This window comes from Anaerovibrio sp. JC8 (assembly GCF_002100115.1).
Taxonomy (GTDB): Bacteria; Bacillota; Negativicutes; order Selenomonadales; family Selenomonadaceae; genus Anaerovibrio.
The window spans coordinates 1-2,241 of record NZ_ANBM01000024.1 but is presented as its reverse complement, the minus strand read 5'-3'; the positions used below and the strand labels follow the sequence as shown (position 1 = coordinate 2,241).

Sequence of the window (2,241 nt, the reverse complement as noted above, 5' to 3'; positions counted from 1 at the left end):
CGGCGTGCCTATTGAAGAATGAACCGGCGAGTTATCCATCGTGGCGAGGTTAAGCGGAAGACGCGGAGCCGAAGCGAAAGCGAGTCTTAACAGGGCGCTTAGTCACGGTGGGTAGACCCGAAACCACAGTGATCTATGCATGGCCAGGCTGAAGCTCAGGTAAAAATGAGTGGAGGGCCGAACCCGTGAGTGTTGAAAAACTTTGGGATGAGCTGTGCATAGGGGTGAAATGCCAATCGAACGTGGAGATAGCTGGTTCTCCCCGAAATAGCTTTAGGGCTAGCCTCAGGGAATGAACGCAGACGGTAGAGCTCTGATCGGGCTAGGGGGCGTAAAGCCTACCGACCCCAGTCAAACTGCGAATGGCTGTGTTAGAGGAACCTGGGAGTCAGACTGCGAGTGATAAGACCCGTAGTCAAGAGGGAAACAGCCCAGACCGCCGACTAAGGTCCCAAATGCTGTACTAAGTGGAAAAGGATGTAGGATTTCGAAAACAACCAGGATGTTGGCTCAGAAGCAGCCACCATTCAAAGAGTGCGTAATAGCTCACTGGTCGAGAGGTCCTGCGCCGAAAATGTCCGGGGCTCAAGTACAGAACCGAAGTTGCGGCATGCAAATGCATGGGTAGGGGAGCGTACCATACGGGGTGAAGCTGTACCGGAAGGAGCAGTGGACTGTATGGCAGTGAGAATGCCGGTATGAGTAGCGAAAAGGACGGTGAGAATCCGTCCCACCGAAAGCCTAAGGGTTCCTGAGCAACGCTCGTCGACTCAGGGTAAGTCGGGACCTAAGCCGAGGCAGAAAGCATAGGCGATGGACAACAGGCGAATATTCCTGTACCCGGCGTAATTGTTTGAGCAATGGAGTGACGCAGGAGAAAGTGCGAGCTGGCTGTTGGACGTGCCAGTCGAAGGCTGCAGGCTGTGCGGGAGGCAAATCCCCTGCATAAAGGCTCAGAGCTGATAGATAGACGAGACCTCGGTCGAGTCAAATTCGTACGCATCACACTGCCGAGAAAAGCTTCTAGTTAGATTACGTTGGCCCGTACCAAAACCGACACAGGTAGGCGGGGAGAGTATCCTAAGGTGCGCGGGAAAACCCTCGTTAAGGAACTCGGCAAAATGCATCCGTAACTTCGGGATAAGGATGGCCGGAGCTGGTGTAGTCCTTCGCGGATGAAGCCGGAGCCGGCGGCAGAAGAGAGGCCCAAGCGACTGTTTACCATAAACACAGGTGCCTGCTAAAGAGAAATCTGACGTATAGGTGCTGACACCTGCCCGGTGCTGGAAGGTTAAGAGGAGGGGTCAGGCGCAAGCTGAAGCTCTGAATTGAAGCCCCAGTAAACGGCGGCCGTAACTATAACGGTCCTAAGGTAGCGAAATTCCTTGTCGGGTAAGTTCCGACCCGCACGAAAGGTGTAACGATTTGGGCACTGTCTCAACGAGGGACCCGGTGAAATTGAAATACCTGTGAAGATGCAGGTTACCCGCGACTGGACAGAAAGACCCCATGGAGCTTTACTGCAGCTTGGCATTGATTCTTGGCATGTGATGTACAGGATAGGTGGGAGACTGGGAGGCGAGGACGCAAGTCTTCGCGGAGTCATTGTTGGGATACCACCCTTTACATGCTAGGGATCTAACCCTGATACTACAGGATCGGGGACAGTGCCAGGTGGGCAGTTTGACTGGGGCGGTCGCCTCCGAAAGAGTAACGGAGGCGTCCAAAGGTTCCCTCAGCGCGGACAGAAATCGCGCGAAGAGTATAAAGGCAGAAGGGAGCTTGACTGCGAGACTGACGGGTCGAGCAGGTACGAAAGTAGGGCTTAGTGATCCGGTGGAATGAAAGTGGAATTGCCATCGCTCAACGGATAAAAGCTACCCTGGGGATAACAGGCTAATCTCTCCCAAGAGTCCATATCGACGGGGAGGTTTGGCACCTCGATGTCGGCTCATCACATCCTGGGGCTGAAGCAGGTCCCAAGGGTTGGGCTGTTCGCCCATTAAAGTGGTACGTGAGCTGGGTTCAGAACGTCGTGAGACAGTTCGGTCCATATCCATCGCGGGCGTAAGAGATTTGAAGGGAGCTGCTCCTAGTACGAGAGGACCGGAGTGGACGAACCAACGGTGTACCAGTTATGACGCCAGTTGTACAGCTGGGTAGCTGCGTTCGGAAGGGATAAACGCTGAAAGCATCTAAGCGTGAAACCCGCCTTGAGATGAGATCTCTCACAGAGGGTGG

The 2,241-nt window shown here is 54.2% G+C and carries 1 rRNA gene; it reads left to right on the top strand.

The window, feature by feature from the left end:
* Positions 1-2,241: ribosomal RNA gene (locus tag D081_RS12425) — 23S ribosomal RNA — on the top strand; the annotation flags it as partial.